The following is a 24,571-nucleotide window of genomic DNA, read 5'->3' on the forward strand; positions in this document are numbered from 1 at the left end:
ATGGGTTTCGCAAGCTCAACCCATCCTACGAAGAGCAGCTCGGCTCAAGACAGTTGCTCCTACGGGGGGAAGAATGCCGTGCAACCTGTAGCGGGCCCAGCCCGCGAATCGCGCGCAGGGCGCGCTCCTACAGGGGAATGGCATCGGCGCGCGGGCTTTCCCCTCACCCCAGCCCTCTCCCGGAGGGAGAGGGAGCCAGGCCGTGCCGAGAGGAGGCCTGGTTTCAGCCGGCGATCCCTGTGCTAGCCGGCTAACGCCGAAACACCAACGCACTCCGAACGGCCCCCTCTCCCTCCGGGAGAGGGTTAGGGTGAGGGGGCCACAGGCCTGCCCGCGATTTCGCGCGCAGGGCGCGCTCCTACATGAGAATGGCGCGGGCGGGGCAGCGTAGGAGCGGATCTCATCCGCGAATCGCGCCAGTGGTTCCGGCTATCGCGGCCTCAGAACACCGGCGGCCGGCGGGTGATCAGCCCCTGGCGGGCGACGCGGGTCAGCTCGTGGACCAGCGGCTGCAGTTCCTCGGCGCGCGGCGACTGGATCACGGCGAAGTCGAAATGGTCGCGGGGGAAGCGGGCGATTTCCGCGAGGTCGGCGGCGAACTGGATAAGGAAGGTGCGCGAGCCCTGCCAGCGCTTCGGCCAGCCTTCGAGGTAGCGAACCAGGGTAGGCTGATGGTGGCCGCACAGCAGGATGCGCGGGTTGCGCCGCAGCAGGCCGGTGGTGATGGGGGCCAGGCGCACCTGGGGATTGGGACAGGTCATGGTGTCATGTCTCCGCCTCTGGGGTCCTGCTGGACGCGGCGAGAGGCACACCGAACCAGCGCTTTAGCGGTATTTCGATGCCCCTGAGGCATCAGCGCCCCGCAAGTTGCTACTTAAATCGGCGCTGTGCGGCATCCTAGAGAAGCCCCGGCGATACTGTCAAGGCGACTTCCGGCCGACGAGAGAGCCCCGATGAGCACCCCACCCCTGCGCCTGTTCTTCGCCCTGCCCTGCCCGGAGGAAATCCGCGCGCCCCTGGCCGCCTGGCGCGACGGCCTGGTCATCGACGGCCAGCCGGTGGCGGCGGCCAACCTGCACCTCACCCTGGCCTTCCTCGGTTCGGTGCCGCGCGCCCGCAAGGCCGAGCTGCTGGCCCTGGGCGCAAGCCTGCCGCGCACGCCCTTCGAACTACTGCTGGACCGCGTGGAACGCTGGCGCAACGGCATCCTGCACCTGGCGCCGACGACCATCCCACCGGCGCTGCCCAGCCTGGTCCAGGCCCTGCAAGATGCCCTGCAGGTCAGCGGCTTCGAGATCGAGCGGCGGCCCTTCCGCCCGCACCTGACCCTGGCCCGTCACTGCCGCCATGCACCCGATGCCGAGGCGCAATTCGCCTGGCCGGCCCGCGAGCTGGTGCTGTACAGCTCGGAGAACGGTCCCCACGGCGTGCACTACCGGGCCATCGGCCGCTGGCCCCTGGACGGCGAACGGACGCTCAGCGATTGAGCGCCGCCCACGCCTCGGCGTAATCGAGGAAGCGGCGTAGCCCCTGGGTCGGGTACTTGTCCACGTGCAGTGCGCGGAAGAAGGTGCGCCGCAGCGGCCCCAGGGGATTGTCCAGGGCGACCAGCTCGCCGCTGGCCAGCTCGTCGGCCACCACCCGCCGCGACAGGCAGCTGATGCCGGCCCCGCTGGCCACCAGGTGCTTGATCGCCTCGGCGTTGCTCACCTCCAGCGGCGCCGCCAGGCTGCCCAGGCGCGGCAGCACCTGCTGCTCGAAGGTCACCCGGGTGCCGGAGCCGGCCTCGCGGAGGATCCAGCGTGTCGCCGCCAACTGCTCGAAGGTCACCTGCGCCGCCCGCGCCAGCGGATGCTCGGGCGCCGCGACCAGCAACAGCTCATCCTCGATCCACGGCAACAATTGCACCTGCGGATGCTGGATGGGCGACTCGATGTAGGCCACGTCCAGGCGGAACTCGCAGAGCGCGGCCAGGATCTCGCGGCTGTTGGCCACCTGCAGCTGCAGGCGGCTGTCCGGCAGTTCGGCGAGGAACCCGGCCATCACCCGCGGCAGCAGGTAGCCGCCGATGCTGCGGCTGGCGCCCAGGGCCAGTTGCACCGGCGCGTGCTGGAACAACGTCTCCAGCTCGGCGCCCTGGGCCAGCAGGGCGCAGGCCCGGGGATACAGGGCGCGGCCGTTGTCGTTGAGCGCCAGGCGCTTGCCGCTGCGGTCGAACAGGCGCGTCTGCAGGGTGCGCTCCAGCTCCTGCAACGCCTGGCTGGCCGCCGATTGCGAAAGCGCGATGGCCGCCGCCGCCTGGGTCACGTTGCCGTGCTCGGCGATGGCGGTGAAGGTGGCGAGCTGGCGCAGGGTGATTCGCGGGGCCATATCGATAAAACCGTTTGATCCAATAAGAACAATCCGTTTTTACACTAAGCACCCGCCGCGCACCATGGCAGCACCTTACACAAGGAGCCCGTCATGCTTACCCGCCTGCGCCGCACGCCCTACCTGGTCCCCGGCGCCCTGCTCTGCCTGCTGATCGCCGGCGCCGCCAACCTGCTGGTGCGCATCCCCGCCATCAGTCACCTCGGCCTGGGCAGCCTGACCCTGGCCATCCTCCTCGGCCTGCTGCTGGGCAACCTCGGCCTGGCCCGCTTCGGCGGCCTGCGCCCCGGCGTCGAGCTGTCGCGCCAGCAACTGCTGCGCCTGGGCGTGGTGCTCTACGGCCTGCGCCTGACCTTCCAGGACATCGCCGCCCTCGGCCCGGCGGCGCTGGTGATCGACGTGCTGATGGTCGCCAGCACCCTGCTGGTCGCCGGCTGGGTCGGCGTGCGCTGGCTCAAGCTGCCGCGCGAGAGCGCCCTGCTGATCGGTGCCGGCAGCGCCATCTGCGGCGCCGCCGCGGTCATGGCGAGCAGCCCGGTGCTGCGCGCCCGCGCCGAGCACACCGCCGTGGCGGTGGCCACCGTGGTGCTGTTCGGCACCCTGGCCATGCTCCTGCACCCGCTGCTGTTCGCCCACCTGCCGCACCTGTTCGGCAGCGCCAAGGCCTTCGGCATCTTCAGCGGCTCGACCATCCACGAGGTGGCCCAGGTGGTCGCCGCCGGCCGCGCCATGGACCCGGCCGCCGCCGACGCCGCGCTGATCAGCAAGATGCTCCGCGTCCTGCTGCTGGCCCCGGCGCTGCTCTGCCTGGGGCGCTTCGCCGCCAGCGAGGAGGCGGCCGAAGGCAAGCGCCGCCTGCACATCCCCGGCTTCGCCGTGGCCTTCCTGCTGGTCACCGGCCTGCGTTCGCTGGGCCTGGTGCCGCACGCCTGGCTGGCGCCGCTGCAACAGCTGGACGACGTGCTGCTGGGCATGGCCATGGCCGCCCTGGGCCTGGCCACCCGCCTCGGCGACCTGCGCCGCGAAGGCCCCAAACCGCTGCTGCTGGGCGCCGGGCTGTTCGTCTTCCTGCTGGTGGGCGGCGGCCTGATCAACAGCGGCGTGCAGCACCTGCTGGGCTGAAGCACAATGAAAATAAAAAAGGCGGATGCCGCTGGGCATCCGCCTTTTTCATGGCCGCGGGGTCGCTCAGCTGGAGAGCTTGCGGTCCAGGGAGAAGGGACCGGCGCCGCTGATGAGCAGGGCCACGCTGATCATGATCAGGGTGAAGGCGTATTCGAAGCCGTTGTTGGTGATGAAGAAGCCGTTGGCGATGTGCACGCTGAACACGGCCACCAGCATGGCGACGATCAGCGGGATGCTGGCCAGGCGCACCAGCAGGCCAAGCACCAGGAACAGCCCGCCGAAGAACTCCGCGCTGCCCGCCAGGGTGGCCATCAGGTAGCCGGGGGTCACGCCGAGGGATTCCAGCCACTGGGCCATGCCCGACAGGCCCGGGCCGCCGAACAGGCCGAAGAGCTTCTGCGAACCGTGGGCCATGAAGGTCAGGCCGGTGGTGATGCGCAGCACGGCCAGGCCGACGCCGGCGTTGGTGGACAGAATGGATTTGACCAGAGCGTTCATGGTGCGTCCTTGTGCAGAGGAAAGTGGGTGAGGCAACCGTCGTTGCGTGAGAAGCAATATAGATCATTCAATCGATATAAAAAGCGCAAAAACACGCTAAAACATATCGGAAAGACCGATTACTTCTGGACGGAAGCTACCCGCTGCCGGGACTCCAACCCATCGCGCTCCCGCTGATAGGCAAGATAGTACTTGTTGACGCTGCTGACGTAGTTCACCACGCCCATGCCCACTTCCTGGGCCGCCACGCGCTCCACCTGGAAGAACCAGCGGTCCGGGTTCAGGCCCTGGCGGCGGGCCTGGGCGCGCAGGCCCTGGACGCGCTCGGCGCCGATGTTGTAGGCGGCGAGGATGAAGCCCAGGCGCTCGTGTTCGTCCATGCGCGGGCTGTTGAAGTAGCTGCGGCGCAGCATGGCCAGGTACTTGCTGGCGGCCTGCACGTTGTTCTCCTTGCCCTCCACCGAACGCAGCCCGACGCTGCGCGCCGCCGCCGGGGTGACCTGCATCAGCCCGGTGGCGCCGGACGCGCCGCGGGCGCCGGGGGTGAGGTTGGATTCCTTGTAGGCCACCGCGGCCAGGGCCAGCCAGTCGAGGCGGTACTGCTCGGCGAAGCGCTGCAGGGTCGGGCGCACCGCTTCGAGCTTCTTGCGGTCGCCCTTCTCCAACGGGTTGCGCACCTGGTAGGCGTGGCGGTACAGGCGCTGGAAGTTGCCGTCCTGCTCCGCCGGGGCGTGGTAGTCCTTGAGGAAGCGGTCGACGCTGGCGTGCAGCATGGAGGCGTCGCGGCGCACGTACCAGGTCATGTTCCGCCGGTTGTCGAGCACCAGGTGGCGGTCGATGCGGATCTTCTTGAACACCTTGGCCCAGCGCTCGGCGATCGGCTGTTCCACCACGGTGCAGGGGTAGATGCCGGCCTGGACCATCTCCAGCACGTCTTCCACCGCCAGGGACGGGTCCACCCAGTCGATGCCGATGGGCGCCAGATGGCGTTGCGCCAGGCGCTCGTTGACCTGCCCGATGGCCTCGCCGGCGGCGCTGCCGGGGGCCAGGGCGATGCGCTTGCCGGCCAGTTGCTCCAGGCGCGCATAGCGCTTGTTGCCCTGGCGCGAAACCAGCACCAGCGGCACATCCTGGCGCCACGGCAGGCTGGCGGCGACGTCCTGGCCGTCGCGGGCCACCAGCACCTCGCCGGGGGCGACCAGGTCGCCTTCGCCACGCAGCAGCGCGGCCAGCAACTGGTCCTTGGCCTTGGGAATGAACTTCAGGGTGAGCGGCTTGCGCCCGGGGGCGTTGTCGTTGAGGTATTGCTCGAAGGCGCGCAGGCGGTTGTACTCGACGCCGATGGGCTCGCCCTTGATCTCGCCGGAGCTGTTGCGGCTCTGGTTGACCAGCACGCGCAACACGCCGCTGCTGCGGATGCTGGCCAGGTCGCGGGTGTCGGCGCTCTCGCGCTGCCAGTTGTCCGGCTGGCTGGTCAGGCGCGCGGCCGCCGGCTGCGGCAGCCATGCCAGCAAGCAGAGAGTGAGCAGCAGCAGTCGCGTCATCCAGGTCTCCAAGGATTGGTGATTCGCCGGCGGTCCTGAGAAACCGGCGTCCCTTACAAGTTCCCGGCCCCGAAAAAAGGGGCGCGAGCGTCTCACAAGCGGAGATCGATGCCAATCCAAAATTCCCGAAGCACTTTCACAAGTGCATTCAACAGGCTGTTTTTTAAGGCTTTCTTAAGAAAACAGAAGATTCTGCTATGCTGCCCGCCCGAAGGGAAGAACCATGCAACTGATCGACATTGGCGTCAACCTCACTCATCCGACTTTCGCCAACCGGCTACAGGCGGTCATCGAGCAGGCCATCGGCGCCGGCGTGGTGCAGATGGTGCTGACCGGCACCAGCCTCGACGAGAGCGAAGCCGCCCTGCGCCTGTGCCGAGAACGCGACGAAAGCGGCCAACGGCTGTTCTGCACCGCCGGTGTCCACCCGCACGATGCTTCGCAGTGGAACAGCGCCAGCGCCGCCACCCTGCGGGGCCTGCTGGCGGAAGACAGGGTACGCGCGGTGGGCGAATGCGGCCTTGACTTCAATCGGGATTTCTCGCCGCGGCCGCAACAGGAAAAGGCCTTCGAGGAGCAGTTGGCCCTGGCCGTGGAGCTGCAGCGCCCGGTGTTCATCCACGAGCGCGACGCCGGCGAGCGCCTGCTGGCCATCCTCAAGGGCTTCCGCGACCAGTTGCCCGCCGCCGTGGTGCATTGTTTCACCGGCGAGCGGCGCACGCTCTACAACTATCTCGATCTCGACCTGCACATCGGCATCACCGGCTGGATCTGCGACGAACGCCGCGGCACCCACCTGCAGGAACTGGTGCGGGAAATCCCCCGCGGCCGCCTGATGCTGGAGAGCGACGCCCCCTACCTGCTGCCGCGCAGCCTGCGGCCCAAGCCGAAGCACGGGCAGAACGAGCCGGCCTTCCTCCCCGAGGTGTTGCGCGTCACCGCCCTGCATCGCGGCGAGACGGAAGAGGACCTGGCGGCCCATACCACGGCCTGCGCCCGGCGCTTCTTTGGCCTGTCGGAAATTGCCGAACAAGGCTGACGAATACCCCTCAAGAATGTCCGGAAAGCGACGCTAACCTGGGAGGCGAAGCTGTCTTGACCCTCATCAAGACAGACTTCTTCTCTTCAACGAGAATGAAGGCCAAAAGCCATCATTCCCACTACAAGAAGCATCCCCATGGGCGCCTGGATCCGCGATATCTCTCTGAAGTACAAGTTCTGGGCCGTGAACGCGGTCGCCTTCTTCACCACCTTGCTGCTCGTGCTGTTCGCCATGCACCAGGAGGTGGACGCACGCAACCAGGCCGCCCGCCAGGGCGCCGAGGCCCAGGCCCGGCTGCTGCAGAACTGGCCGGCCGGCACGGCGCTGCCCAGCGCCGACAACCTGCTGAGCTTCGCCAGCGGCAGTGCCCCGCAACTGCCGGGCGTGGACACCGGCGCGCTGGCTCGCGGCAACGGCTGGGTCGACCTGGGCGGCGCCTCCAGCCGCCTCGGCCCGCTGGCCGGCGCCTGGGTGCGGGATGCCGGCGACGGCCAGCGCATCGCGGTGCTGGCCCCCGGGGCCGACCTCTGGCAGGTGTTCGGCGAGCGCGCCCTGGCTTACGCCGGCGCGGTGCTGGTGCTGATGATGGCCCTGCTGGCCGCCTCGCAACTGCTGATCCGCTTCATCCTCACCCACCTGCTGAAGCTGCGCGATGTGATGCAGCACGTGGAGCGCAGCGGCGACCTTTCCGCCCGCGTGCCGCTGGACAGCCGCGACGAGGTGGGCCAGATGGCCACTGCCTTCAACGCCATGCAGGCCGGCTACCAGCGCGTGGTCGGCACCGTGGCCCAGGCCGCCGGCCGCCTCGACGAAGGCGCGCGCACCCTCGCCCAGAGCATGGGCCAGGTGCGCCAGGGCATGCTCGGCCAGCAGAGCGAGACCGACCAGGCCGCCACCGCGATCAACGAGATGTCCACCACCGTGCACCACATCGCCCAGCACGCCGCCGACACCCGCGACCAGTCACAGGAAGCCGACCGCCTGGCCGGCGCCGGCCAGCAGGTGGTGGGCCGCGTCGGCGAGTCCATCGCCGGGCTGTCCCAGGGTGTGCAACAGACCGCGCAGATGATCCAGCAACTGGCCGAGGACAGCCAGAAGATCAGCAGCGTGGTCAGCGTCATCCATGGCATCGCCGAGCAGACCAACCTGCTCGCCCTCAACGCCGCCATCGAGGCCGCCCGCGCCGGCGAGATGGGCCGCGGCTTCGCCGTGGTGGCCGACGAGGTGCGCAACCTGGCCAAGCGCGTGCAGGACTCCACCGACGAGATCACCCAGATGATCAACGCCCTGCAGTCCGGCACCCGCGACGCCGTGGAATTCATGCAGGAAAGCTCGATCAAGGCCGACGGCTGCGTCGAGCAGGCCCAGGAGGCCGGCGAGGCGCTGGCGGCCATCGCCGGGGCGGTGGCGCTGATGCGCGAGAGCAACACGCAGATCGCCGTGGCCGCCGAGCAGCAGAGCCAGGTGGCCGAGGAGATGACGCGCTCGGTGGTGGGCATCCGCGACGTCACCGAGCTGACCGTGCAGCAGACGGTGGATTCGGCCGGCACCAGCCACCAGTTGGCCGAGCTGGCCGGCGAGCTGAGCCGGGCGATCCGCCAGCTGCGCCTGTAATCGCCCCGCCCTGCCACGCGGCCCGGCATTGTCCGGGCCGCGTCGTTTCCGGCTATCGAAGCCATAGGCGATAGTCACTCGCCGAGCGCCCGCCAGAGACCTAGACTTTGTGCAAGCGTCCGTGAAAACGGGCAAGACCGGAAAAGGAGTCCGCCTATGGGCAAACGTCATCCCAACCTGTTCGCCTGGCAATGGCAAGGCTACGCCGCCAACCACCGCAACCCGACCAACCTGGCGTTGCACCTGGTGGCGGTGCCGCTGTTCGTGGTCGCCGCCCTGGTGCTGCTGGGCGGGCTGTTCAAGCTGAGCCTGGGCAGCATCCTGCTGGGCATCATCGGCATGGTCGCGGCGCTGGCCATCCAGGGCCGCGGACACAAGCTGGAGGAACAGGCCCCCGAGCCGTTCAGCGACCGCAAGGACGCCGTGAGCCGCCTGCTCGCCGAGCAGTTCGTCACCTTCCCGCGCTTCGTCCTCAGCGGCGCCTGGTGGCGCGCCTGGCGCAACCGCCGGCGCTGAGCCCTAGCCGAAGATGGTCGCGGTCTGCCGCGAGATCGCCAGCAACTGGCCGTCCGCCGTCCAGCACTGGGCGGCGATGTGCCCGTAGCCGTCGCGGGCGTGTTCGATGGTCGCCAGGTACTGGCACCAGCCGTTGGCCGGCAGGGCCGGTTGCGGCTGGACGAATTCGATGGTCCAGGTCAGCGAGCTGGACGGCGCCGGCGTCTTGAGCATCGGCAGGGTCGCCGGCGGCCAGGCGTCGATCAGCGCCAGCAGGTGGCCGACCTCCATCGGCTCGTCGCCCACGCCGTCGCCGCGAAAGCGCATCCAGCCACCCATCTCCCGTGAAGTGCTCGACGAAAAGGGCATGCCGCCCACAGCCCAGCGCATGGCGATGTGGCGGGTGAACTCGGGCATCAGTTTGCGGATGAAGGGCAGCTCCTGGCAGTCGTCCACCGCCTTGAAGGCCGGCGCCGGCAGGCCCTCGACCTGCACCACCGATTCGCGCGGCAGGCCGAAGCTGGCCTGGGCCAGGGTCAGCACCTGGCCGTTCTGCACGGCGCGGCAGAACACCTGGCTGACCGCCTTGCCCTCGCGCAGCACTTCGGCCTGGAAGCTCACCGGCACCTCCGGCTCGACGGGGCCGACGAAGGTAACGGCCAGCGAACGCAATGGCCGCCCGGCCTCGGCGACGGCGGCCATCGCCTCGTAGGCCATGGCCGCCACCAGGCCGCCGAAACTGGCGCGGCCCTGGCCCCACTGCGCCGGGATCACCACTTTTTCCGGCGCATTGCGCACCGCCTGGATGAGTTCGGGAAAGGTCATCGTCGCCTCCTGCTGACTGGGTCAGGGGGCATCTTAGGGGGAAAGGCGGCGGGGCTGGCAACCATCCTTAGGGCTGAACGCGGGTCCACTCAAGGGGCGAATGTTCGTTCATAGATGGGAGTGAGGCATGACCCTGTGGCGGTTATCCGCCGAGATACCCAAGCCATGAGCCGCGCCAAGGCCGAACCCGGAGCGGCCGGATGCCATGGTCAAACGGCGTGGTTGATGAACCAATCGCGGACGGAGTCCGCGCCTACGGTTCCAGGAAGCACGGCTTTTCGTAGGATGGCGTTGAGCGAAGCGATACCCATCACCACGGCAGCATGGGTATCGCAAGCTCAACCCATCCTACGAAGAGCACCTCCGCGCAAGGTAGGACTCCGTCCGCGATCATCCGTCGTTGAAAACGGCGGATGGCGCTCAGCCCAGCGCCTTGAGCAGCCGCTCCAGGCTCTCGTCGGCATCCCGCTCGGCCAGGTCGTGCAGAGCGTTCCAGTGCGGCTGCAGGGGCATCAGGTCGAGTTCGCGCTCGCTGCGGATCAGCCACTGCTCGTAGTCGTGCCAGGTGCCCAGGGTGGACTGGGCCTCCTTCAGCGGCGCCAGCACCTTCTGCGGCAAGGGCGAATCCTTCGGGTAGGCCTCCAGGGCGTAGCGCACGCGCTTGATCAGCAGGCGCAGGCGATGGCGGTCGTGGGCCGGGTCCTTGAGGGCTTCGCGCAGCTTGTGCCACTGCTTGGCCAGGCGCTTGCGCACCTGGGCGTGCAGGCCTTCGAGCACGCCGTGGCGTTCGGCGGTGCGCCAGAGCATCGGCCAGCCGTCGAGCAGGCGCATCAGCCGGTCCCACTGCGGGCTGGCGAGCAGCGCCAGGTAGCCGGAGGTCAGCGCCGGCCGGCGCAATGCGGCGGCCTTTTCCAGGCCTTCGGCTTCCAGCACCGGCAGCAGCACTTCGAGGTCGCGCAGCGGCCCGCTCAGGCGGCCCAGTTCGCTCAGCGCCGCCTCGATCTCGTCGATGCCGGGCATGCCCTGGGCCGGATGCAGCAGGCTGCGCAGGCGCCGCACGGCGATGCGCAGGTCGTGCAGCGCCTCGCTGTCGGAGCGCGCGCGCAGGCGCTCGGAGGCCGCGAACAGGGCCACCTCCTGCTCGATCACATGGGAAACCAGATAGTCGCTGAAGGATGACACGGCGAACTCCGTCCGTCGGGGCCTGGAATCTATGAGGTTAGCTGGCGGCGCATCGGCGGCAAGCCGCCGCCCGTGGCCGATGGTCGCAAGGCGTTTCAGCGGCCACGCCGGGTCAGCCGCCAGGGCAGTTGCCGGCGCAGCCGCGCCAGGTGCCCGCGCAGTTCCTGCGGCGCGGAACCGGCGCCGGCGTAGCGCTGGCGTTCGAACGCCGCCAGGTAGGCCTGGATGCTCGCGGCCTGGGCCGGCAGCGCAGCCATCGCCCGCTCGGCGAACGCGCGCGGCCCTTCGCCGGCGTGGCGCTGCAGGCCCTGGCCGGCCAACAGTTGTTCGAAGCGCTCGAAGCTGCGCAGCTGCGCATCCCGCGTCCGCCGCCAGGGCTTGAACAGCAGCAGCGCCAGCAGGCCCAGCGACAGCGCCCCGCCGCCCACCAGCAGCACGCCGGTCCAGAGGCTGTCGCGCTCGCCGAACCAGGCCCGCAGCAGGCCCGCCTGCTGCTCGCCCTGGTAGCCCAGCACCCAGCGCTGCCAGTCGTAGTTGAGGTTGTCCCAGCTCAGGCGCAGTTGGCTGAGCAGGCCGAAACCGCCATAGCGCAGGCGGGCGAAGGGCGAGTCGGCGAGGAAGCTGCCCTCCTCCGCCAGCGCCGCCTGCAAGCCGCGCTCGATGCGCGAGGGGGCGACCTGGAAAGTCGGGTCGACGCTGCGCCAACCCGCGCCCGGCGACCAGTACTCGACCCAGGCGTGGGCGTCGAACTGGTGCACCAGCAGGTAGTCGCCGGCCGGGTTCAGCTCGCCGCCCTGGTAGCCGGTGACCACCCGCGCCGGGATGCCCGCCGCGCGCAGGACGAAGGTCATGGCCCCGGCGTAGTGCTCGCAGAAGCCACGGCGGGTGTCGAACAGGAAGCCGTCGATGCGCTCCTCGCCGGTGGCCGGCGGACGCAGGGTGTAGGCGTAGGGCTGGTCGTGGAAGTGGCGCAGCACCGCCTGCACCAGCGCCTCGGGCTGCGGGTAGCGCTCGCGCAGCTCTGCGGCCCAGGCTCGCGCGCGCGGGTTGCCGCGGGCCGGCAACTGCAGGTCGCGGCGCAGCGCCGTGGCGCTGCTGTCCGGTTCGCGCAGGGCCCGGGGCCAGGAGCTGGCGCGGTACATCAGCACGTCCTGCACCGGGCGCCGCCGCTCCAGACGGAAGTCGCTCATCATGCGCGCGTCGTCCGGGCCGCCCTCGGCGACGTCGAGGGTGAACAGCCAGGGCCGCGAGCTGGGCTGCATGATCACCTGGTAGCTCAGCGATGGCCCCTGCCTGCGCCAGTCCGGCGCCCGTTCGCTGCGCCCCTGCCAGGACTGCGTCCAGCGCTGGCCGTCGAAATTCTCCAGGGTCAAGGCGCGCCAGTAGAGCTGCTCCTGGGGCGGCGCGGCGTCGTCGAACTTGACGCGGAAGGCCAGCTCGGTGGACTGGCTCAGCTCGACGAAGTCGCCGGGCATCATCGAGTCGCTGAGCCCGGTGGTGGCCTGGCCGCCGGGCAGCGGCAGCGACCACAGCGGGCCCAGGCGCGGGAACAGCAGGAACAGCAGGAGCATCAGCGGCAGCGCCTGCAATAGCAGGCCGCCGGCCAGGCGCAGGGTGCGCCAGGGCCCCTCGGCGAAGCTGCTTTGCTGCAGGCCAATCAGCGCCGCCAGCAGCGCGGTGACCGGCAGCAGGCTGAAGGCCGCGGCCAGCAGGCTGGCGTCGAACAGGTAGCTGGTGGCCACGGCGAAGAAGCCGAGCAGGATCAGCACCAGAGCGTCGCGGCGCGTCTTCAGTTCCACCAGCTTGATGACGAAAGCGGCGATCAGCAGCACCACGCCGGCGTCCAGGCCAATCAGCGAGCCGCGCGACAGCCACACGCCGATGCCGGCGGCGATCACCAGGGCCAGCTTGGCCAGGCCGTTGGGGTAGCGCGCGCGCATGCGGTAGACCTGCACGCGCCAGGCCGCGCAGCCGAGCCAGAAGCCCACCACCCAGAACGGCAGGTGCTCCAGGTGCGGCAGTATCACCAGGGCCTGGGCCACCAGCAGCCAGGTCAGGGCGATGCGCGGGATCGGCTGCTGGCTCACGGCCGTACTCCGAACAGCGCCAGCTCGCGCAGGCAGGCGCCGCGGTGGGCGTCGCCGCTGGCCAGCGGCAGCTGCACGCCGGGTAGGCGCAGGCCGAAGCTCTGGCCGCGCAGGGACAACTGCAGCACCCAGTGGCAGAGGCAGGACAGGCGCGTCTCGACGTCGCCGCCGAGCAGCTCGAAGTCCAGCCAGAGGTCGCGCCCGCTGAGCGCGGCGAAGTCCTTCACCAACAGGCCCTGGCCGCGGGAGTAGGCCTTCCAGTGCAAGCGCCGGCGCGAGTCGCCGCTCTGGTAGGGGCGCAGGCCCTGGAAGTCGTCGGCGCCGCTGCCGCTGGCGCGCAGGCCTTCATCGTGCTCGTCGGCGCGGCCGCCTTCCAGGGGCAGGTCGGCGGGCAGCGGGCGCGGGTAGACCAGGCCGGCCTGGTCCAGGTCGAGCCAGCTCCAGGCCACCAGCAGGCCCAGGGGGAAGCGGCTCTCCACCCGCAGGCGGCCCGGGCGCAGCCAGCCGCGGCGCTCGGCCGGCAGCGTCAGCAGCAGTTCCTCGGCGCCATTGGCGCGCACGTCGGCGTACTGCAGCGCCTGTTCCGACCAGCCGAGGCCGATGGCCCGGCGTTCGCGGCCTTCGCCTTCCAGGCGCACGCGGAAGCAGACCTGCTCGCCGACGAACACCGGCAGCGCGCCCAGCGCGGTGAGGCGCAGGCCGCCGAGGTTACGGTAGGTGTGCAGGATGGCGACGATGAACAGCGACAGCAGCAGGAAGGTCAGGCCATAGGCCAGGCTGTTCTGGTAGTTGATGGCGGTGAGCAGCAGCAGGACCACGGCGACGCCGAAGGCCACGCCCTGCCCCGAGGGGATGATGAAGATGCGCCGCTGGTTCAGCTGCAGCGAGGGCGACGGCGGGATGCGCCGGGCGATCCAGCTCTGCCACAGCGGGCGGACCTTCACCAGCATGGCCGGGCCCCGCTCACAGCGCCGGGACTTCGCGCTGCAGCCATTGCACCAGGGCGCCGCCGCCGTGCCCGGAAGGGTCGGCCTGGTCGCGCAGGCGGTGCCCGGCCACCGACGGCAGCACCGCCTGGACGTCCTCGGGGATGGCGTAGTCGCGCCCGGCCAGCAGGGCCCAGGCGCGCGCCGCGGCCAGCAGCGCCAGGCTGCCGCGCGGCGACAGGCCGAGGGCGAAGGCCGGCTGGCTGCGGGTGGCCTCGGCCAGGCGCAGCACGTAGTCGACCAGGGCGTCGCTGACGTGGACCTTCGGCACCTCGGCCTGCAGCGCCGCCAGCTCGGCGGGGGTGAGGATCGGCTCCAGCCGCGGCAGCAGGTCGCGGCGCGCCTCGCCCAGCAGCAGGGCCTTCTCCGCCGCGCGCCCCGGGTAGCCCAGGGACAGGCGCATGAGGAAGCGGTCGAGCTGGGATTCGGGCAGGGCGAAGGTGCCGCCCTGGGTCACCGGGTTCTGCGTGGCGATCACGAAGAAGGGCTCGGGCAGCGGCCGGGTGGCGCCCTCGATGGTCACCTGGCCCTCTTCCATGGCCTCCAGCAGCGCGCTCTGCGCCTTGGGCGTGGCGCGGTTGATCTCGTCTGCCAGCACCAGCTCGGCGAAGATCGGCCCGGGGTGGAAGACGAACTGCCCGGTGTCCTTGTCGAACACCGAGGTGCCGAGCACGTCGCCGGGCAGCAGGTCGGAGGTGAACTGGATGCGCTGAAAACTCAGCCCCAGCACCCGCGCCAAGGCGTGGCTGAGGGTGGTCTTGCCCATCCCCGGCAGGTCTTCGATCAGCAGGTGCCCGCGGGCCAGCAGGCAGGTCATGGCCAGGCGCACCTGGACTTGCTTGCCCAGCAGGATCCGGTCCACCGCTTCCAGGCATTGCTCCAGCTTGCCGCGCATCCTCACCTCGTGCCGTGCAGACGAAAAGTCCGATCCTACTGGCCCGCCGCGGCAGCGAACAGGCCGCTTCGCCACAAACTGTGACGGGGCCGGCTCAACTGGCCAGCAGCCGCTCCACCAGCCAGCGCGCCGCCGGACCCAGGCTGCGCTGCCGCGACCAGACCACGTCGACCGCCACGCTGCGCGGCCAGCCGGGCACCTGCAGCGGGTGCAGGCGGCCGTTGGCGAAGCGCTGGTTCATCCAGGTCGGCAGCTCCACCCAGCCGAAGCCGAGCACTGCCATGTCCAGCAGCAACAGGTAGGTCGGCGCCGACCAGCAGCGCCCGCCCAGGGGCGGCTCGGCGTCGTCGATGAAGGTGTTCAGGCGCAGGTTGCGGTGGCCCAGCAGGTCGCTGCGCTCGACCTTCTCCAGCTGTGCCAGCGGGTGCGCGCGGCTGACGAACAGGCCGAACTCGGCGCATTCGCCGAGGGTGGCCGAGCCGATGTCCGGCGGGTAGTTCGGCTGCGCGGCGAGCAGGCCGAGGGAAGCGCGGCCCTGGCCGACCAGGTCGATGACGTCGCCGTGCTCGGCGATCAGCCATTCGAACTCGATGTCCGGGAAGTGCTGGTCGATTTCCGTCAGGCGCTTCTCGAAGGGTTCGGACTGGTAGGTATCGGACATCGCCAGGGTCAGCCGCGGCTCCATTCCCGCCGAGAGCTGCCCGGCCAACTGGCCGAGGCGGTCGTTGGCCATCAGCACTTCCTCGACGCGGCCGAGCAGGGCCTTGCCGGCCTCGGTCAGTTTCGGCTGGCGCGCGCTGCGGTCGAACAGCTCCAGGCCCAGGTCGATCTCCAGGCGGGCGATGGCCTCGCTGACGGTGGACTGGCTCTTGCCCAGCTTGCGCGCGGCGGCGCTGAAGGAACCCAGGCAGGCGGCCTCGGCAAAGGCCTGGAGGGATTCGGGGGAATATTGCATGGGGGGCCTCGTCCATCGGTTTTGCCGATGCTAGCCAACTTCGAAACAACCCTTCAACCGATGAGAATAGCCGCCAGCCGGCCCGGTGGGGCCCCTCTTTATCTGGAGAAAACCCATGAGCATGCAAAAGACGCTGAAGGAAAGGCTGTTCCACGCCCTGCTCTTCGAATTCATCGCCCTGGCCATCTGCGCCCCGACCCTGGCCTGGCTGATGGACCAGCCGCTGGGCCACATGGGCGCCCTGACGCTGATGTTCTCGCTGATCGCCACGCTGTGGAACATGGTCTACAACACCCTGTTCGACCGCGCCCAGCGGCGCCTGCAGTTCGCCCGCACCCTGCCGGTGCGCGTGCTGCACGCCTCGCTGTTCGAGCTGGGGTTGATCTTCATGCTGGTGCCGCTGGCGGCCTGGTGGCTGGGTATCGGTCTGGTGGAGGCGTTCGTGCTGGATATCGGGCTGATTCTGTTCTTCCTGCCGTACACCATTGCCTTCAACTGGGTGTATGACGCGCTGCGGGCGCGGTGGGTGGAGCGGCCGCGGGAGGTTTTGGTGCGTTGAGGGGCGGCTTGCCCGCGAACGGTGTTTGCCGGGGACTTTCGGTGCTGAATTCGAGAGCACCCTCTCCCCAACCCTCTCCCGCAAGCGGGAGAGGGGGCTGTCCTGAGCGATGCGTCGGTCAGGCGCCATCCTCCCACCCTCGTCATTCCCGCGAACAGCGCTTGCGCTGCCTTGGCTTGGGTGTTTCTGCGCCGCGCCGGGTTTGCCCGACCGTCTTGTTTCGCCCCCTCGGGCGAGTCCCTTTTGTCAAACGGTGGAAGGCCACCCCCGCAAAAAGGAACCAAATCGGCCTGCTGAAGGGGTGTTCCGGTGCGCTCGGAGGTTTCTCTGGAAGTCCGAATCGCGGACGGAGTCCGCTCCTACGGTTCCAGGAAGCACGGCTTTTCGTAGGATGGCGTTGAGCGAAGCGATACCCATCACCACGGCAGCATGGGTTTCGCTCAACCCATCCTAGGGTTCAGGGAAGCACGGACGTAGGAGCGGACTCCGTCCGCGATTGGTTCATCAACCACGCCGGACGCCCCTGTGGCACGAACAGCCCCCTCGTTCAAGCCAGGGACGCGACTATCGCCGCCAGCGCCGCGCCCGGATCGGCGGCCTGGCTGATCGGGCGGCCGATCACCAGGTAGTCGGAGCCGGCATCCAGCGCCTGGCGCGGGGTGAGGATGCGGCGCTGGTCGTCCTGGGCGCTGCCGGCCGGGCGGATGCCCGGGGTGACCAGTTGCAGGGCCGGGTGCGCGGCTTTCAAGGCCGGGGCTTCCTGGGCCGAGCAGACCAGGCCGTCCATGCCAGCCTTTTGCGCGAGACTGGCAAGCCGCAGCACCTGCTCCTGGGGCTCGACGTCCAGGCCGATGCCGGCCAGGTCCTCGCGCTCCATGCTGGTCAGCACGGTCACGCCGATCAGCAGCGGTTTCGGGCCATCGAAGGCGTCGAGGGTCTCGCGGCAGGCCGCCATCATGCGCAGGCCACCGGAGCAGTGCACGTTGACCATCCACACGCCCATCTCGGCGGCGGCGCGCACGGCCATCGCGGTGGTGTTGGGGATGTCGTGGAATTTCAGGTCGAGGAACACCTCGAAGCCGCGGCCGTTCAGCGTCTCGACGATACCCGCGGCGCAACTGGTGAAGAGTTCCTTGCCCACCTTCACCCGGCACAGTTTCGGGTCGAGCTGGTCGGCCAGCGCCAGGGCGGCCTCGCGGGTGGGGAAATCCAGGGCGACGATGATCGGGGTCTGGCAGACGGACATGGGCTCTCTCGCGGGGGGATTCTGAAAAACGCCGCGCATTGTCGCAGAAAGCGCCGCCGCCGGCAGCTTCCGGCGACGCGTTGCCCGTCCTATACGCTCAGGCGCTCGCGCAGGCGGCCGAGCATGCCCAGCAGGCTGCCGACCTTCTCCCGCTCGCGCTCTTCGCGCGGCGCCTCGGCCAGGCGTGCCACCTGCGGCTGCGGTTGCGCGCGCCACAGCTGGGCCTGTTCGGCGGCGGCCTTCAGGCCCTTCTCGAAGAGGCCGCGGCGGATCGGCTTGGGCAGGTAGCGGAAGATCTGCGCCTGGTTGATCAGCGCCAGCAGGTCCTGGGTGTCGCGGAACGGCGTCACCACCAGGCTGAGCAGGCGCGGATGGGCCTGGGCCAGGGACTTGAGCAACGGCGCGGTGTCCTCGCCGGCGAGCTTGAGGTCGCTGACCAGGATGTCGATGGGCTCGGCGTTGAGCCGCAGCAATGCCTCGGCCAGGTTGCGCGCGCGGTGCAGCTGGTGGTTGCCGGCGGCGCAGAAGTCGCCGACGCAGGCCAGGGTGTCGGCGTCGTCGTCCAGCAGCAGCACGTTGAGCGGCGCGGCCAGCCGGCTGATGGCCTGCAGGTCGGGCACGGCGGCCTGGCGCCCGGCGATCTCCGCCGCCTGGCGCAGGGTGAAGGCCATTTCCTGCGGGTCCCAGGGCTTGGTCAGGTAGCGGAAGATGCCGCCGTTGTTCAGCGCTTCCACCGCCGCGTCCAGGTCGGAATAGCCGGTGAGCAGGATGCGCAGGCAGTCCGGGGCGATCTCGCGGGCCCGGGCCAGCAGCTCGGCGCCGCTCATCTGCGGCATGCGCTGGTCGCTGACGAGAATCTGCACCGGCTCGCTGCGCAGGCGCTCCAGGGCGCGCCGCGGGTCGGACTCGGTGAGCACCTCGTAGTGCCGGCGGAACTGCATGGCCAGGCTGCGCAGGATGCGTTCCTCGTCGTCGACGAAGAGGATGCGGGTCAGGCCGGTGGGCCGGGCCTGGCCGGACTGCGGCAGGGCCTTGAGCGGCTGGGTCATGTCAGGCACTCCGTTTCAGGTCGCTGGCCTGCGCGCGCGGCAGGCGGATGAGGAATCGCGTGCCGCGCCCCGGCTCGGAGGCGACGCGGATGCTGCCGCCGTGGTCCTGGACGATCTTGTAGCTGATCGACAGGCCCAGGCCGGTGCCCTGGCCCGGCGGCTTGGTGGTGAAGAAGGGGTCGAAGATGCGCGCCAGCACCTCGGCGGGCATGCCCTTGCCGTTGTCCTGCACCGAGACGTACACCGCCGCCTCGTCGGCCCAGGTCTTCACGTGGATGTGGCCGTAGCCGTCCATGGCCTGGGCGGCGTTGGTGAACAGGTTGAGCAGCACCTGGTTGATCTGCGAGGGCGCGCAGGCGATGGGCGGCAGCTCACCGAGCTGGCGGATGATCTCGGCCTTGTCCTTGATGCTGTTGCGGGCGATCAGCAGCGCGCTCTTCACGCACTCGTTGAGGTCCACCTCCTCGCTCATGGCGCGGTCCAGGCGGGCGAAGTCCTTGAGCCCGCCGACCAGCTCGCCGATCTGCGCCAGGCCGTAGGTGGTGTCGCCGAACAGCTGGTCGAGGTCGCCCAGCAGTTGCTCCAGGGCGGCTTCCGCGCGCACCTGCCCGGCGGTTTGCAGCGCGCGGGCCAGGCGCGCCTCGTCGCAGGCCGCGTCGTTCAGGCAGTCCGCCAGCTCGGCCTGGCTCTCGGCCAGCTGCAGCAGCGGCAGGAGCTGCTCGCGGATCAGCTCCAGGTTGTTGCGCACGTAGCCCAGCGGAGTGTTCAGCTCGTGGGCGACGCCGGCGACCATCTGCCCCAGGGAAGCCATCTTCTCCGACTGCACCAGCTGCGCCTGGGATTCCCGCAGGTCGACCAGGGCCTTGCGCAGCACGCGGTTGCGCTGGGCGATGCGCGCCTCCATGGCCTTGAGCAGGTCGAGCACGGTGCCCAGGCCCAGGTAGGCGCCTTCGCCGTCGACCAGGATGAAGTCCTCGGTGATCGGGTACTTCAGCTGCGCGGTGACCTGCTGCGCCGCCTGCTCCAGGCTCCACTCGATGTCCACCCGCAAGGGGCTTGCGTTCATCATCTCGCTGACCGGGCGGCGGCCCCAGAGGTCGCGGCCGAAGCGCTGCATGAAGATGTCCTGCAGGGTGTAGCGGCTGATCAGCCCCAGCGGGCGGCCCTGCCCGTCCACCACCGGCAGCGAGAGGAAGGCGCGGTGCTCGGCGGTGAGCAGGCGGTCGGCGACGTCGCTGAGGCTCATCTGCGCCTGCAGCGGTTCCACGGCGCGCAGGAGTGCGTGCAGGGCGCTGGTGGTCATCGGCGGACTCCGCTGGCTGAAATGTCCGCCAGTCAATCAGGTCCAGATTGCCATCATGTGACAGCGGTCGCGCGCCACGCATCCTTCACGGGAAGGTCATACGCCGGCAACAAGCCTGCGTCCGACCACCGCCACGCACTGACAAGCCGGGCGCGCGGGTTTATGGTGAAAGCTCGCATCCCAAGGAGAACGCCATGCCCTGGTACGCCTGGTTGATCATCGCCCTCGCCCTGGGCTCCATCCTCGGCGGCCTGTTGCTGCTGCGCGACAGCGCCCGCAAGCTGCCGCTGACCGAGGAGCAGCTCAAGCGCATCCATCAGCGCAACGCCGAAATGGACGCCCAGGACGCCCGCGACGACAAGCGCTGAGCGCAGCCGGCCGCCCCGGCGCCCGAGGTCATTTCCCTCATTCACCGCCGCAGGCATGGATCAGGCAGGGCGAATTGCCTAGACTGCGGCCGGTGGATGGAGGACACGATGCTCAGGAAGCTACTCCCGCTGCTGCCAGGGTTGCTCCTGCTCGGCGGTTTCGCCCTCGGATTCGTCCAACCCCTGGGGCTCTTGATAGGCGCACTCTTCGTCGCCTGGACACTCTACGGCGAACAACGCCTGCCCTGGCTGCTCTGGTGGCCGGTGTGCCTGCTGGCGAGCTTCGCCCTGGCCGCGCACCTGCTGCCCGGCACCCAGTCGTGGACGCTCTGGCCGCCGCGGCAGCTCTCCGCCGACGCCCCGGCCTACGCGCTGCGCCTGTCCTGGGACAAGGCGCTGGCCGGCGTCACCCTGCTCGCCTGGTGGCTGCGCCGGCCGCCGCTGGCAGGGGCCTCGCCGGACTATGCCGGCATCACCGTGGTCGCCACCCTGTTCGCCGTGCCGCTGCTGGCCACCGCCCTGGGCCTGGTGGTGTGGCGGCCGAAATGGCCCGACGGCCTGTGGATCTGGCTATTGGTGAATTTCGCGGTGATCGCCCTGACCGAGGAACTGATCTTCCGCGGCCTGTTGCAGACCTCGCTGGTGGAGCGCCTGGGCGCCCCCGCCGGGATCATTGTCAGCAGCCTGCTGTTCGGCCTGGCGCATCTGCCCTTCAGCGGCCAGTTCGCCGTGGTGGCCGGCATCGCCGGGCTCGGCTACGGCCTGGCGCTGCACTTCAGCGGGCGCATGCTGGTGCCCATCCTCCTGCACGGGGTGGTCAACAGCGTGCACCTGCTGCTGCTGAGCTACCCGCTGCACCTGGGCCTGGGCTGATCAGGCGACCTTGTAGACCAGCAGCAGGGCCTGCTCGGCCAGGTCGTCGAGGGTCATGCTGCCGTCCTGGCGGAACCAGGTCATGGTCCAGGACAGCGCGCCGGTGAGGAAACGCCGCAGGATGAACGGGTCGCCCTCGCAGTAGCCGGCGGCGCGCGCCTCGCCGAGCACGTCCAGCCACATCTGCTCGTAGATGTCGCGCAGGCCGAGGATGTAGGCCTGGCCCTCCGGCGACAGCGAGCGCCACTCGTAGACCAGCACCGCCATGGCCTCGCCGGTGCCGCCCATGATCGATTGCAGCTCGCAGCGGATCAGCGCCAGCAGGCGCTCGCGCAGGTCCTCGGCGTCGGCCAGGGCGGCGCGCATCAGCGCGGTGTTGTAGAGGATGGTCTCCTCCATCACCGAGCGCAGGATTTCGTCCTTGCTCTTGAAGTGGTGGAAGATGCTGCCGGACTGGATGCCCACGGCGCCGGCCAGGTCGCGCACCGTGGTGCGTTCGTAGCCCTTGGCGCGGAACAGGTGGGCGGCGGTCTGCAGCAGCTTGCCGCGGGCGCTCTCCGGGTCGGTGACCTGCCCGTTCGCCACCAGCTCCAGCATCACTTCGCGCGCTTTCTGGTCATCCACGCTCTGCTCTCCCCTCGTCCGCCATCCGGCCACCACTGTTCAGGGCGATTCCATGATCGCCACGCAAGTACTTGTGCATACAGGTGAAATGTATGCCTGCAGCGGCAACCAAGCAAGCGCTTGGCCATCACTTGGTTGGGTTGTCTGGCGCTTATGCCCTCTTTTCAACCAAGCGCTTGCTTGGTAATGTCGAAACATCTCTCGACCGTCACGGGCAGAACAATGACCAAGACCGTACGCATCGGCTGCGCCTCGGCCTTCTGGGGCGACACCTGCAGCGCCGCCGCCCAGCTGGTGAAGGGCGCCGAGCTGGACTACCTGGTGTTCGACTACCTGGCCGAAATCACCCTGTCGATCATGGCCGGCGCGCGCCTGAAGAACCCCGAGGCAGGCTACGCCACCGACTTCGTCGAAGTGCTGGCGCCGCTGCTGGGCGAGATCGCCGGCAAGCGCGTCCGCGTCGTCAGCAATGCCGGCGGGGTCAACCCGCAGGCCTGCGCCAAGGCCCTGGCAGCCGCCTGCGAGAAGGCCGGGGTGCAGCTGAAGATCGCCGTGCTGGAGGGCGACAACCTGCTGCCCCAGGCCGGCGAGCTGGCCAAGGCCGGGACCGTGGAAATGTTCAGCGGCGCCCCGCTGCCGCCGATGTGCGTGTCGATGAACGCCTACCTGGGCGCGCCCGGCATAGTCGAAGCGCTGGCGCTGGGCGCGGACATCGTCATCACCGGCCGCGTGGTGGACAGCGCGGTGGTCAGCGCCGCCCTGGTACACGAGTTCGGCTGGGCCTGGAACGACTACGACAAACTGGCCCAGGCCGCGCTGGCCGGGCACATCATCGAATGCGGCGCGCAGTGCACCGGCGGCAACTTCACCGACTGGGAAAGCGTGCCGGACTACGAGCACATCGGCTTCCCCATCGTCGAAGTGCAGGCCAGCGGCGACTTCGTGGTCACCAAGCCGCAGGGCACCGGCGGCCTGGTCACCCCGCTGAGCGTCGGCGAGCAGATGCTCTACGAGATCGGCGACCCGCGCGCCTACCTGCTGCCCGACGTGGTCTGCGACTTCACCGGCGTGCAACTGCGCCAGGCCGGCGCCGACCGCGTCGCCCTCAGCGGCGCCCGCGGCCTGCCGCCCACCGGCCAGTACAAGGTCAGCGCCACCTACCCCGACGGCTTCCGCTGCACCGCCAGTTGCCTGATCGCCGGCATCGACGCGGTGAAGAAGGCCGAGCGCGTGAGCCGGGCGATCATCGCCAGGACCGAGGAGATGTTCGCCGAACGCGGCTGGGGCCCCTACCGCGAAACCAGCATCGAACTGCTCGGCAGCGAAGCCACCTACGGCCCCCACGGCCGCCGCCAGGACAGCCGCGAGATCGTGGTCAAGCTCGCCGTGCGCCACGCCCGCAAGGAGGCGCTGGTGCTGTTCTCCCGCGAGATCGCCCAGGCCGCCACCGGCATGGCCCCGGGCCTGACCGGCATCGTCGGCGGGCGGCCCACGGTTTACCCGGTGATCCGCCTGTTCTCCTTCCTGGTGGACAAGGCGCGCTGCCAACTGGCGGTGCGCATCGGCGAGGACAGCCATGCCGTCGTCCTGCCACAGCTGGAGCACTTCGACCCGGCGAACCTGGCCGAAGCCGCGCAAGCCCCTACCGCCACCGGCCAGGCCACGGCCAGCGTGCCGCTGGTGAAGCTGGCGGTGGCGCGCTCCGGCGACAAGGGCGACCACAGCAACATCGGCGTGATGGCGCGCAAGCCCGAATACCTGCCGTGGATCGCCGAGGCGCTGAGCGAAGGCGCGGTGGCCGAGTGGATGCAGCACGTGCTGGATCCGCAGCTGGGCCGCGTCAGCCGCTGGTACCTGCCGGCCAGCCACAGCCTGAACTTCCTGCTGGAGCACGCCCTGGGCGGCGGCGGCGTGGCCAGCCTGCGCATCGACCCGCAGGGCAAGGCCTTCGCCCAGCAGTTGCTGGAATTCCCGGTGGCGGTGCCGCAGCACATCGCCGATGAACTCAGCTCTTCTACGACAAGAACGAACGCCTGAGCAGGACGACAAGAACAATGGCATACGACTCGATCTTCAAGCCCGGCCTGTTCGCCGGCCAGACTGTAATCGTCACCGGCGGCGGCAGCGGCATCGGCCGCTGCACCGCCCATGAGCTGGCAGCCCTGGGCGCCCATGTGGTGCTGGTCGGGCGCAAGGCCGAGAAGCTGGAGAAGACCGCCGGCGAAATCGTCGAGGACGGCGGCAGCGCCAGCTGGCACAGCTGCGACATCCGCGACGAGGAGGCGGTGAAGGCGCTGGTGGCGCAGGTGCTCGTCGAGCGCGGGCCGATCCACCACCTGGTCAACAACGCCGGCGGCCAGTACCCCGCGCCGCTGGCCTCGATCAACCTCAAGGGCTTCGAGGCGGTGGTGCGCACCAACCTGGTGGGCGGCTTCCTGATGGCCCGCGAAGTGTTCAACCAGAGCATGAGCAAGACCGGCGGCAGCATCGTCAACATGCTCGCCGACATGTGGGGCGGCATGCCCGGCATGGGCCACTCCGGCGCCGCCCGCGCCGGCATGGAGAACTTCACCAAGACCGCCGCCGTCGAGTGGGGCCACGCCGGGGTGCGGGTCAACGCCGTGGCGCCGGGCTGGATCGCCTCCAGCGGCATGGACACTTACGAGGGCGCGTTCAAGGCGGTGATCCCGACCCTGCGCGAGCACGTGCCACTCAAGCGCATCGGCACCGAGTCGGAAGTGGCCTCCGCCATCGTCTTCCTGCTCTCCCCCGGCGCCGCCTTCATCAGCGGCAACACCATCCGCATCGACGGCGCCGCCAGCCAGGGCAGCCGCGCCTTCCCGCTGAGCAAGGCCAAGCCCGGGCAGAGCCGCTCCTACAACGGCTTCCACCGCGCCTACCTGCCCGACGTGCTGAAGGGCCAGGAGTAAG

24 protein-coding genes are annotated in these 24,571 nt (G+C 69.5%); 10 read left to right on the forward strand and 14 right to left on the reverse strand.

Going from position 1 to position 24,571, the window contains the following annotated elements; genetic code table 11:
- Positions 1-440: 440 nt before the first annotated feature.
- Complete coding sequence (locus tag FG99_RS02935; protein WP_009621564.1) at positions 441-761, reverse strand: hypothetical protein; 321 nt, start codon at positions 759-761, stop codon at positions 441-443.
- Between the two features lie 192 nt (positions 762-953).
- Between FG99_RS02935 and thpR the strand changes: the two genes are divergently transcribed.
- Positions 954-1,487 (forward strand): RNA 2',3'-cyclic phosphodiesterase, encoded by a 534-nt coding sequence (thpR, locus tag FG99_RS02940; protein WP_043267187.1) that lies wholly within the window; start codon positions 954-956, stop codon positions 1,485-1,487.
- Here thpR and FG99_RS02945 read toward each other — a convergent pair.
- The gene (locus tag FG99_RS02945; RefSeq protein ID WP_009621560.1) at positions 1,477-2,370 is read right to left on the reverse strand and encodes a LysR family transcriptional regulator; all 894 of its coding nucleotides are present in this window, start codon (positions 2,368-2,370) and stop codon (positions 1,477-1,479) included. The two genes, thpR and FG99_RS02945, sit on opposite strands and share 11 nt — an antisense overlap.
- A 93-nt stretch (positions 2,371-2,463) precedes the next feature.
- Between FG99_RS02945 and FG99_RS02950 the strand changes: the two genes are divergently transcribed.
- Positions 2,464-3,492 carry a YeiH family protein gene (locus tag FG99_RS02950; protein WP_043267189.1) on the forward strand — a complete coding sequence of 343 codons (1,029 nt, stop codon included), beginning with the start codon at positions 2,464-2,466 and terminating at the stop codon, positions 3,490-3,492.
- A 66-nt stretch (positions 3,493-3,558) separates the two neighbouring features.
- On the opposite strand, the gene FG99_RS02955 is transcribed toward FG99_RS02950, so the two are convergent.
- Both FG99_RS02955 and FG99_RS02960 read right to left on the reverse strand, forming a co-directional pair.
- A complete protein-coding gene (locus tag FG99_RS02955; RefSeq protein ID WP_009621557.1) occupies positions 3,559-3,993 on the reverse strand; it encodes a DoxX family protein in 435 nt (144 codons plus the stop codon).
- A gap of 119 nt (positions 3,994-4,112) precedes the next feature.
- Positions 4,113-5,537, reverse strand: coding sequence for an MltF family protein (locus FG99_RS02960; protein WP_043267191.1), 1,425 nt, complete (start codon positions 5,535-5,537; stop codon positions 4,113-4,115).
- A gap of 223 nt (positions 5,538-5,760) precedes the next feature.
- Between FG99_RS02960 and FG99_RS02965 the strand changes: the two genes are divergently transcribed.
- The 3 genes from FG99_RS02965 (at position 5,761) to FG99_RS02975 (ending at position 8,709) form a co-directional block, all read left to right on the forward strand.
- A complete protein-coding gene (locus FG99_RS02965) occupies positions 5,761-6,576 on the forward strand; it encodes a TatD family hydrolase (RefSeq protein ID WP_043267193.1) in 816 nt (271 codons plus the stop codon).
- Positions 6,577-6,714: 138 nt separating this feature from the next.
- The gene (locus FG99_RS02970) at positions 6,715-8,193 is read left to right on the forward strand and encodes a methyl-accepting chemotaxis protein (protein ID WP_009621550.1); all 1,479 of its coding nucleotides are present in this window, start codon (positions 6,715-6,717) and stop codon (positions 8,191-8,193) included.
- A 156-nt stretch (positions 8,194-8,349) separates the two neighbouring features.
- Positions 8,350-8,709 (forward strand): Mpo1-like protein, encoded by a 360-nt coding sequence (locus tag FG99_RS02975; RefSeq protein WP_043267194.1) that lies wholly within the window; start codon positions 8,350-8,352, stop codon positions 8,707-8,709.
- 3 nt (positions 8,710-8,712) lie between these two features.
- Here the strand turns inward: FG99_RS02975 and FG99_RS02980 are convergent, their stop codons facing one another.
- The 6 genes from FG99_RS02980 to FG99_RS03005 form a co-directional block, all read right to left on the reverse strand.
- The gene (locus FG99_RS02980) at positions 8,713-9,513 is read right to left on the reverse strand and encodes an acyl-CoA thioesterase (RefSeq protein ID WP_009621545.1); all 801 of its coding nucleotides are present in this window, start codon (positions 9,511-9,513) and stop codon (positions 8,713-8,715) included.
- Positions 9,514-9,933: 420 nt separating this feature from the next.
- Positions 9,934-10,695 carry a CHAD domain-containing protein gene (locus FG99_RS02985; RefSeq protein ID WP_009621543.1) on the reverse strand — a complete coding sequence of 254 codons (762 nt, stop codon included), beginning with the start codon at positions 10,693-10,695 and terminating at the stop codon, positions 9,934-9,936.
- A gap of 95 nt (positions 10,696-10,790) precedes the next feature.
- On the reverse strand, positions 10,791-12,782 hold the full coding sequence (locus FG99_RS02990; RefSeq protein ID WP_043267196.1) for a transglutaminase TgpA family protein: 1,992 nt from the start codon (positions 12,780-12,782) through the stop codon (positions 10,791-10,793).
- Entirely contained in the window at positions 12,779-13,732 is a 954-nt protein-coding gene (locus FG99_RS02995; protein ID WP_009621539.1) for a DUF58 domain-containing protein, read from the reverse strand. Before FG99_RS02995 ends, FG99_RS02990 begins: the two co-directional genes overlap by 4 nt.
- Positions 13,733-13,745: 13 nt before the next feature.
- Positions 13,746-14,663 (reverse strand): AAA family ATPase, encoded by a 918-nt coding sequence (locus FG99_RS03000; protein ID WP_043267198.1) that lies wholly within the window; start codon positions 14,661-14,663, stop codon positions 13,746-13,748.
- A gap of 94 nt (positions 14,664-14,757) precedes the next feature.
- The gene (locus FG99_RS03005) at positions 14,758-15,618 is read right to left on the reverse strand and encodes a LysR family transcriptional regulator (protein ID WP_043267200.1); all 861 of its coding nucleotides are present in this window, start codon (positions 15,616-15,618) and stop codon (positions 14,758-14,760) included.
- Positions 15,619-15,733: 115 nt separating this feature from the next.
- On the opposite strand from FG99_RS03005, the gene FG99_RS03010 reads away from it, so the two are divergent.
- Complete coding sequence (locus FG99_RS03010; protein WP_009621533.1) at positions 15,734-16,177, forward strand: multidrug/biocide efflux PACE transporter; 444 nt, start codon at positions 15,734-15,736, stop codon at positions 16,175-16,177.
- Between the two features lie 547 nt (positions 16,178-16,724).
- Here the strand turns inward: FG99_RS03010 and pyrF are convergent.
- The 3 genes from pyrF to FG99_RS03025 all read right to left on the reverse strand — a co-directional run bounded on the left by pyrF (position 16,725) and on the right by FG99_RS03025 (position 19,775).
- A complete protein-coding gene (pyrF, locus tag FG99_RS03015; RefSeq protein ID WP_043267202.1) occupies positions 16,725-17,423 on the reverse strand; it encodes an orotidine-5'-phosphate decarboxylase in 699 nt (232 codons plus the stop codon).
- Between the two features lie 89 nt (positions 17,424-17,512).
- Positions 17,513-18,472, reverse strand: a complete 960-nt coding sequence (locus tag FG99_RS03020) for a response regulator (RefSeq protein ID WP_051878415.1) — start codon at positions 18,470-18,472, stop codon at positions 17,513-17,515.
- Between the two features lies 1 nt (position 18,473).
- Complete coding sequence (locus FG99_RS03025; RefSeq protein WP_043267204.1) at positions 18,474-19,775, reverse strand: sensor histidine kinase; 1,302 nt, start codon at positions 19,773-19,775, stop codon at positions 18,474-18,476.
- 194 nt (positions 19,776-19,969) lie between these two features.
- On the opposite strand from FG99_RS03025, the gene FG99_RS31015 reads away from it, so the two are divergent.
- Complete coding sequence (locus FG99_RS31015; RefSeq protein ID WP_009621525.1) at positions 19,970-20,143, forward strand: DUF2897 family protein; 174 nt, start codon at positions 19,970-19,972, stop codon at positions 20,141-20,143.
- A 108-nt stretch (positions 20,144-20,251) separates the two neighbouring features.
- Entirely contained in the window at positions 20,252-21,016 is a 765-nt protein-coding gene (locus FG99_RS03030; protein WP_009621524.1) for a CPBP family intramembrane glutamic endopeptidase, read from the forward strand.
- Here the strand turns inward: FG99_RS03030 and FG99_RS03035 are convergent, their stop codons facing one another.
- Entirely contained in the window at positions 21,017-21,640 is a 624-nt protein-coding gene (locus FG99_RS03035; protein ID WP_043267206.1) for a TetR/AcrR family transcriptional regulator, read from the reverse strand.
- Between the two features lie 222 nt (positions 21,641-21,862).
- Between FG99_RS03035 and FG99_RS03040 the strand changes: the two genes are divergently transcribed.
- Together FG99_RS03040 and FG99_RS03045 are read left to right on the forward strand one after the other, a co-directional pair.
- Positions 21,863-23,677 carry an acyclic terpene utilization AtuA family protein gene (locus FG99_RS03040; protein ID WP_043267208.1) on the forward strand — a complete coding sequence of 605 codons (1,815 nt, stop codon included), beginning with the start codon at positions 21,863-21,865 and terminating at the stop codon, positions 23,675-23,677.
- Positions 23,678-23,694: 17 nt separating this feature from the next.
- Positions 23,695-24,570: an SDR family oxidoreductase gene (locus FG99_RS03045; RefSeq protein ID WP_009621515.1), complete on the forward strand. Its 876-nt coding sequence runs from the start codon at positions 23,695-23,697 to the stop codon at positions 24,568-24,570.
- Position 24,571: the final 1 nt, after the last annotated feature.

Source organism: Pseudomonas sp. AAC (genome assembly GCF_000725445.1).
Taxonomy (GTDB): domain Bacteria; phylum Pseudomonadota; class Gammaproteobacteria; order Pseudomonadales; family Pseudomonadaceae; genus Pseudomonas; species Pseudomonas citronellolis.

Excerpts from the sequence above, each read along its gene's own strand:
- FG99_RS03045 (WP_009621515.1), top strand. The coding sequence starts at position 23,695 with ATGGCATACGACTCGATCTTCAAGCCCGGCCTGTTCGCCGGCCAGACT.
- FG99_RS02980 (WP_009621545.1), bottom strand. The coding sequence starts at position 9,513 with ATGACCTTTCCCGAACTCATCCAGGCGGTGCGCAATGCGCCGGAAAAA.
- FG99_RS03000 (WP_043267198.1), bottom strand. The coding sequence starts at position 14,663 with ATGCGCGGCAAGCTGGAGCAATGCCTGGAAGCGGTGGACCGGATCCTG.
- FG99_RS31015 (WP_009621525.1), top strand. The coding sequence starts at position 19,970 with ATGCCCTGGTACGCCTGGTTGATCATCGCCCTCGCCCTGGGCTCCATC.
- FG99_RS02950 (WP_043267189.1), top strand. The coding sequence starts at position 2,464 with ATGCTTACCCGCCTGCGCCGCACGCCCTACCTGGTCCCCGGCGCCCTG.
- FG99_RS02995 (WP_009621539.1), bottom strand. The coding sequence starts at position 13,732 with ATGCTGGTGAAGGTCCGCCCGCTGTGGCAGAGCTGGATCGCCCGGCGC.
- FG99_RS03005 (WP_043267200.1), bottom strand. The coding sequence starts at position 15,618 with ATGCAATATTCCCCCGAATCCCTCCAGGCCTTTGCCGAGGCCGCCTGC.
- FG99_RS02965 (WP_043267193.1), top strand. The coding sequence starts at position 5,761 with ATGCAACTGATCGACATTGGCGTCAACCTCACTCATCCGACTTTCGCC.
- FG99_RS02935 (WP_009621564.1), bottom strand. The coding sequence starts at position 761 with ATGACCTGTCCCAATCCCCAGGTGCGCCTGGCCCCCATCACCACCGGC.
- FG99_RS03010 (WP_009621533.1), top strand. The coding sequence starts at position 15,734 with ATGAGCATGCAAAAGACGCTGAAGGAAAGGCTGTTCCACGCCCTGCTC.
- pyrF (WP_043267202.1), bottom strand. The coding sequence starts at position 17,423 with ATGTCCGTCTGCCAGACCCCGATCATCGTCGCCCTGGATTTCCCCACC.
- thpR (WP_043267187.1), top strand. The coding sequence starts at position 954 with ATGAGCACCCCACCCCTGCGCCTGTTCTTCGCCCTGCCCTGCCCGGAG.
- FG99_RS03025 (WP_043267204.1), bottom strand. The coding sequence starts at position 19,775 with ATGACCACCAGCGCCCTGCACGCACTCCTGCGCGCCGTGGAACCGCTG.
- FG99_RS02970 (WP_009621550.1), top strand. The coding sequence starts at position 6,715 with ATGGGCGCCTGGATCCGCGATATCTCTCTGAAGTACAAGTTCTGGGCC.
- FG99_RS03030 (WP_009621524.1), top strand. The coding sequence starts at position 20,252 with ATGCTCAGGAAGCTACTCCCGCTGCTGCCAGGGTTGCTCCTGCTCGGC.
- FG99_RS02960 (WP_043267191.1), bottom strand. The coding sequence starts at position 5,537 with ATGACGCGACTGCTGCTGCTCACTCTCTGCTTGCTGGCATGGCTGCCG.
- FG99_RS02975 (WP_043267194.1), top strand. The coding sequence starts at position 8,350 with ATGGGCAAACGTCATCCCAACCTGTTCGCCTGGCAATGGCAAGGCTAC.
- FG99_RS02955 (WP_009621557.1), bottom strand. The coding sequence starts at position 3,993 with ATGAACGCTCTGGTCAAATCCATTCTGTCCACCAACGCCGGCGTCGGC.
- FG99_RS03040 (WP_043267208.1), top strand. The coding sequence starts at position 21,863 with ATGACCAAGACCGTACGCATCGGCTGCGCCTCGGCCTTCTGGGGCGAC.
- FG99_RS03020 (WP_051878415.1), bottom strand. The coding sequence starts at position 18,472 with ATGACCCAGCCGCTCAAGGCCCTGCCGCAGTCCGGCCAGGCCCGGCCC.
- FG99_RS02945 (WP_009621560.1), bottom strand. The coding sequence starts at position 2,370 with ATGGCCCCGCGAATCACCCTGCGCCAGCTCGCCACCTTCACCGCCATC.